The sequence below is a fragment of the Sphingopyxis sp. genome (genome assembly GCF_050725615.1).
In the GTDB taxonomy this organism is placed as follows: domain Bacteria; phylum Pseudomonadota; class Alphaproteobacteria; order Sphingomonadales; family Sphingomonadaceae; genus Sphingopyxis.
On the sequence record NZ_JBOHHU010000141.1, the window covers coordinates 1 to 5,925 of the forward strand.

5 protein-coding genes and 1 pseudogene are annotated in these 5,925 nt (G+C 64.7%); 4 read left to right on the top strand and 2 right to left on the bottom strand.

Annotated features, from left to right (window positions below; genetic code table 11):
- Both ACREB7_RS20255 and ACREB7_RS20260 read left to right on the top strand, forming a co-directional pair.
- Nucleotides 1-458, top strand: a 458-nt coding sequence (locus ACREB7_RS20255) for a GcrA family cell cycle regulator (RefSeq protein ID WP_431594059.1), incomplete at its 5' end; no start/stop codon positions are given.
- A gap of 10 nt (nt 459-468) precedes the next feature.
- Nucleotides 469-864, top strand: coding sequence for a PaaI family thioesterase (locus ACREB7_RS20260; RefSeq protein ID WP_431594060.1), 396 nt, complete (start codon nt 469-471; stop codon nt 862-864).
- A gap of 69 nt (nt 865-933) precedes the next feature.
- Here ACREB7_RS20260 and ACREB7_RS20265 read toward each other — a convergent pair whose 3' ends face one another.
- Nucleotides 934-1,770, bottom strand: coding sequence for an outer membrane protein (locus ACREB7_RS20265; protein WP_431594061.1), 837 nt, complete (start codon nt 1,768-1,770; stop codon nt 934-936).
- Between the two features lie 109 nt (nt 1,771-1,879).
- Nucleotides 1,880-3,586, bottom strand: coding sequence for a phospholipase D-like domain-containing protein (locus ACREB7_RS20270; protein ID WP_431594062.1), 1,707 nt, complete (start codon nt 3,584-3,586; stop codon nt 1,880-1,882).
- Nucleotides 3,587-3,701: 115 nt separating this feature from the next.
- Here ACREB7_RS20270 and parE point away from each other — a divergent pair, with 115 nt between their 5' ends.
- A complete protein-coding gene (gene parE / locus ACREB7_RS20275; RefSeq protein ID WP_431594063.1) occupies nt 3,702-5,681 on the top strand; it encodes a DNA topoisomerase IV subunit B in 1,980 nt (659 codons plus the stop codon).
- A gap of 12 nt (nt 5,682-5,693) precedes the next feature.
- Nucleotides 5,694-5,925, top strand: a pseudogene (locus tag ACREB7_RS20280) (hypothetical protein); the annotation flags it as partial.

Consider the following 5,925-nt stretch of genomic DNA (forward strand, 5'->3'; position numbering starts at 1 on the left):
CCGCTGCACCGGCGGCGGTCCGCCCGGTCGCGCCCGTCCGCCCCGAACCGGCCCCGGCGCCCCAGGCCAATGACGAGGGTGACGATGGCATCGCAGCCGAGGCTCCGCGCAAACCCGACGCGCCGCGCATCGTTTCGATCGGCCCCGGCGGCTTCATCCGCCAGGGGCCCGGCGATCAGCAGGCGCCGATCCCGCCGGCCCCGCCGCGCCGTCTGGTGCCGGCAAAGCCGAGTCCCGAGATCGCGGGCAAGACGACCCTGCTCGACCTCAATGACCGCATCTGCCGCTGGCCGATGGGGCATCCCGGTGAGCCCGACTTTCACTTCTGCGGCGTCGCGGTAAACCCCGGTTTCCCTTATTGCGTCGAACATTGTGGCCGCGCCTATCAGGCCCAGCTGCCACGCGGCACGCGTCGTCCCCCGCCGCCGCCGCCGTTCGGAGGCCCCCGAGTCCGTTGAGGCGCGTTAGGTGAAGCCCTTCGGCCAGGATTTTCATTTCGCACGGACGCTCGGCCTTGAGATGGTCGAGCGCGCCGATGGGCGTTGCGTGATGGCGATCGACATCGAGCGCGAACGCCATTTCAACCCGCAAGGCGCCGCGCATGGCGGGGTCGCCTATTCGCTCGCCGATTCGGCGATGGGCGGCGCGGTGACCAGCCTGTTGCCCGACGACCGGTGGTGCGCGACGCTCGAGATCAAGTTCAACTATCACGCCCGCGTCGTCGAAGGACGGCTGACCTGCGAAGCCAAGGTCCTGCACCTTGGAAAGCGCATCGCCAACATCGATGCCCGTCTCTATCAGGACGACAAACTGGTCAGCAGCGCCAACGGCAACTTCGCGATCTTCGCGGCGCCGACCGCCTGACGTAGAAAAGGCACCGGACCTCTTGCGGATCCGGCGCCTCCTTTAAATCTTCCGCGTTTTGCCAACCGTTCAGAAGCGGAAGTTCAAACTTGCCCGCACGCTGTGGGTGCGAAAATGATCGTCACTGCGTTTGATGTCGGTTCCGCCGCCATTGAGCAGGAAGGGGTTGGTCGGCGGTGCGGTGCCCGGCCCGACATTGACGACGAAATCATCGTCCTGGATGTCGGTGTAGAGATATTCGAGCCCAAGCGAGATGTTCTTGGTCAGCATCGCCTCAGCCCCGCCGCCCGCGACATAGCCCCAGCCGTTGGTGCGACCATTATCCGCGAAGCTGTTGGCGCCGTTGGTGGTCGAGAAGCGGTTGTCGAGCTTGGCATAAGCGCCCCCGCCGGTCGCATAGAAGAGCACGCCGCCGCCCGGCGTATAGCCTGCGCGCAGACGAGCGTTGGCCTGATAGTCGGCGGACCGCGCGAAACGGTAAGCGGCGGGCGTCGTCGAGAATCCGGACACGCTGTCGCTGGCCTCGCTACGACCGCCTTCGATCACGGCGCCGAGGACAATATTGCCCATCCGCTTGTCATAGCCGAGCTTGCCGAAATATTCGAAGCCGTCCTTGTCATTGCGGCAATTGAGGTTGGCGGTGCCGGTCGGCGATCCGCCGCAGAAGCCGGGCGAAAAGGCGTCGGCGCCGCCTGCCGTGTTGACGGTGTCGCCATAGGTGCCATCGCGATTGGTATCGAAGACCAGCGTTTCACCGCCATCGTTCGGCTGCACCGTATAACCGCCGGACACCCCGACATAGGGGCCGTCGAAGTCCTGCGACGTATCGCGGCCGCTCTGGGCCAGCGCCGGCGAGGCGAGCGCCATCGCAGCCGCCGAAGCGGCGAAGAGGGAGAGGATTTTCATGGTTTAACTCCGCTTTTTGAATGACTTTGCGTCGGCGGAGAAACCCACCCCGTTCGACCGGGGTTCCTCGATGTTCAGAAAATGGGGCGAACCGAGCGGCTGGCCGGCGTCAGGAAAACAGCTTGCGGTCGCGCGCCCGCACCGGGATATCCCAGAACTTGGCCCACCATGCGACCTCCCCGGGCGCCGGGGGTTTCTTCAGCGTCTTGGCCTCACCGCTCTTCTTGGCCGCCGCCATCGAGAGGCGAAACTGATAGCTGTCGAAGAGCCGGAGCGCCTCGACCATATAGGAGGTCGCGACTTTCCGGTCTCGGATGACCAGCAGGTTTTCGCCATTCGAGACGTCGGCGGGCTTCGAGAAGTTGAAGCTGCCCAGATAGACGCGCGCACTCGGGCGATCGAAATCGATGACGACGAACTTGTGGTGCATCTTGACGCCGAAACCGCCGGTCGCCTCCGACCGGAAAGGCTCGGGCAAATTCTTGGTCAGTGCCGACGGCGCCACCGGTTGCGGGTTGCCGTCCGGCGGCACCAGGATCAACCCGAGCTTCTTGTCGGCCATGCCATAGACGAAGACATCGGGATCCTTGGTGGCCGTCTCTATTGCGTCGCGAACCGCGCCGCCTGTCTGCGCCAGAAAGGCCAGCGAATAGAAGAGGCTGGAGTCGGTCGTCGCGATATCGGCGCCGATCGCGGCCAGCGCCGCATGGCTCGCCTTGTGCGGCGACATGGTGATCTCGGCATCGAGACCGGCGATCTGAAGCGGACGCCATGCGGCGCTGGCGCTCGCGCTGAACCCGCTGGCGCTACCCGGCCAATAGGATCGGAAGGCCTCCATCTGCTGCGCGACGATGTCGGGACCGCGGACGACGACGGCGTTGTTCGCCTGCACGTAAAAGCCGCGCCACGAAAAATTGGTCGAGCCCAGCACCACCGCCTGGGTAACGGGACCGTCGACGACGATCATCTTGTTGTGCTGCAAATTGCCCATATGCTGGCGCCGCACCTGCGCTCCCGCTGCCGTCAACCGCGCCGCCGCGACGCTTTCCGCCGAATGCGCCTCGCCCTTGTCGCTGCTGTCGTCGATGATGATCGAGAGCTTCGGCCCGATCCGTTCGAAGCGTTCGACCAGCTCGGGCAGGTTGAGTTCATAGGCCACAACGGCGACCGTCGCCCCCTCCCCGATCGCGGTATCGAGCAACCCGACGATCTCCGCGCGCGCCTCGAACCCCATCCAGTCATAGGCTTCGGCGGCTTGCGGATGCGTCGGGACAAAATCGATTCCTGCATCGGCGCTTTTCGGGATCAGCCCGTCGAAAGCCGCTTCGCCGCCAAAGCGGTCGACAAAGGATTGTGACGATACATAGCCGCGCGTGAAGGCGACATTCAGCGCGCCCGGCATCGTCTTCGAATGAAGGTCGATCTCGGCCTCCTGCGCCTCGCCGCGCGCCAGCACTCCCGCCTCGTTCATAAATAATGGCGTCACGCGATAGGCGAATGTCCCCGGCTGGTCGCCGACGCGCGGAAAGTGAATCCAGCGAAACACCTGAAATGGCGCCTCGGTACTGGGATATTGGGGCGCCGCTTGCGTCGGATCGCGCGGCAGCATGCGGTCGGCAAAGGCGATACGATTGCGCACGGGCCAATAGCGGTCGCCGCCGGGATAGCGAAACTCGATCGAAAAACCGACGAAATCATCGCCCGGACGACCGTCTTTCCAGTCCATGCCGATCAGGACCATGCCCTCGCCGCGATGCAGCGCGAGCTTGAAAAGCGCCGCGCTGTTTCGGCCGCGTACCAGCCAGTCGTCCGCCATCACCGCCTCCCCTCGCCCAACCGCTGTCCCTTAGCAGAGGACCGCACCCAAGTATGGGACGAAAGCGCCACAGATGCCCTTGCCACCGCGACTCCTCGCCCCCTATAGCGGGACCATGAGTCACGATTTGTTCGACGGCAACACGCCCGCCACCGACAGTTACAACGCCTCGCAGATCGAGGTGCTCGAAGGGCTCGAGCCCGTCCGCCGCCGCCCCGGCATGTATATCGGCGGCACCGACGAACGCGCGCTCCACCACCTCGCCGCCGAAGTCATCGACAACAGCATGGACGAGGCGGTCGCAGGCCATGCCAGCCGTATCGAAATCACCCTCGACGCCGGCAACCGCCTGACCGTGGTGGACAATGGCCGCGGCATGCCGGTCGACCCGCACCCCAAATTTCCCGGCAAATCGGCGCTGGAAGTCATTATGACCATGCTCCACTCGGGCGGCAAGTTCGAGGGCAAGGCCTATGCCACCTCGGGCGGCTTGCACGGTGTCGGGGTCAGCGTCGTCAACGCGCTGTCGGTCGACACGACCATCGAAGTCGCGCGCAACAAATTGCTGTACCGCCAGCGTTTTTCGCGCGGCACGCCGCAGGGCGGGCTCGAAGAGCTCGGCCCCACGCCCAACCGGCGCGGCACCAGCGTGTCGTTCGTCCCGGACCCCGAGATTTTCGGCGATCACGGCCGTTTCAAACCGCAGCGCCTCTATCGCATGGCGCGCTCGAAGGCCTATCTCTTCGCGGGCGTCGAAATCCGCTGGAAATGCGCGGCCGAACTGATCGGCGACGACACACCGGCAGAGGCGGTGTTCCAGTTCCCCGGCGGCCTCGCCGACCATCTGAAGGAACAGATAGGCACCCGCGAATGCGCGACCGCAGAGCCTTTTATTGGTCGCCAGGATTTTCCGAACGATCAGGGCCGCGCCGAATGGGCGATCGCCTGGCCGCTCTGGTCCGACGGGTCCTACAGCTGGTATTGCAACACCATCCCCACCCCGGCGGGCGGCACGCATGAAGCGGGTCTGCGTTCGGCACTGACCAAGGGCTTGCGCGGCTTCGGCGAGCTGATCGGGCAGAAGAAGGCCGCACAGATTACCGCCGACGATGTGTTCAACGGCGGCGAGATGATGCTGTCGGTCTTCATCCGCGACCCGCAGTTCCAGAGCCAGACCAAGGACCGGCTGTCGAGCCCCGAGGCCGCACGCCTCACCGAAAATGCCGTGCGCGACCATTTCGATCATTTCCTGTCGGACAATATGGATCGCGGCCGCGCGCTGCTCGGGCTGATCCTGGAACGCATGGACGAGCGCCTGAAGCGCAAGGCCGAGCGCGAGGTCAAGCGCAAGACGGCGACCAGCGGCCGCAAGCTCCGCCTGCCGGGCAAGCTTACCGACTGCGCGAACGACGGTCCCGAAGGCACCGAATTGTTCATCGTCGAAGGCGACAGTGCGGGCGGCAGCGCCAAGCAGGCCCGCGATCGCAAGACGCAGGCGATCCTGCCGATCCGCGGCAAGATCCTCAATGTCGCAAGCGCCAGCAACGACAAGATCCGGGCCAACACCGAAATCGCCGACCTCGCGCTCGCGCTCGGCTGCGGGATGCGCAAGGACTGCGATTCCGATCGGCTGCGCTACGAAAAGATCGTGATTATGACCGACGCCGACGTCGACGGCGCGCATATCGCGACCTTGCTGATGACCTTCTTCTTCCAGGAAATGCCCGACATCGTCCGCAACGGCCATGTCTATCTGGCGCAGCCGCCGCTCTATCGCCTCACATCGGGCAGCACCTCGGCCTACGCCCGCGACGACGCGCATCGCGCCGAACTCGAAGCCACACTCTTCAAGGGCAAGAAGGTTGACGTCGGCCGCTTCAAGGGCTTGGGCGAAATGAACCCCAACCAATTGAAAGAAACAACGATGGATCCCGCGACGCGCTCGATGCTGCGCGTCACGCTGCCGCAGGAATATGAGGAGCGCCATCTGGTCAAAGACCTTGTCGACCGGCTGATGGGCAAGCATCCCGAGCATCGGTTCCAGTTCATCCAGGCCAATGCCGCGACCCTCGACGAGGCGGCGATCGACGCCTGAGGAGGCGAGGCGATGATATTTCGGTCCGGGTACATCGCTGCCGCGTTGCTGTGGGCACTCGTACCGCTCGCTGCCGCTGCCCAGTCGACCGAAACCCCTGCTGCGGCAGCGACGATCTTCGACTTTCGCGCAGCGCAACTCGTCGACCTTCTCTCCGGAAAAATAACTTTCGCCGACTATTTCGACCCGTCGTTCCAGACAGCCGTGCCCGAGGCGCAATTCCAGGCCATCACCGCCAGCCCTG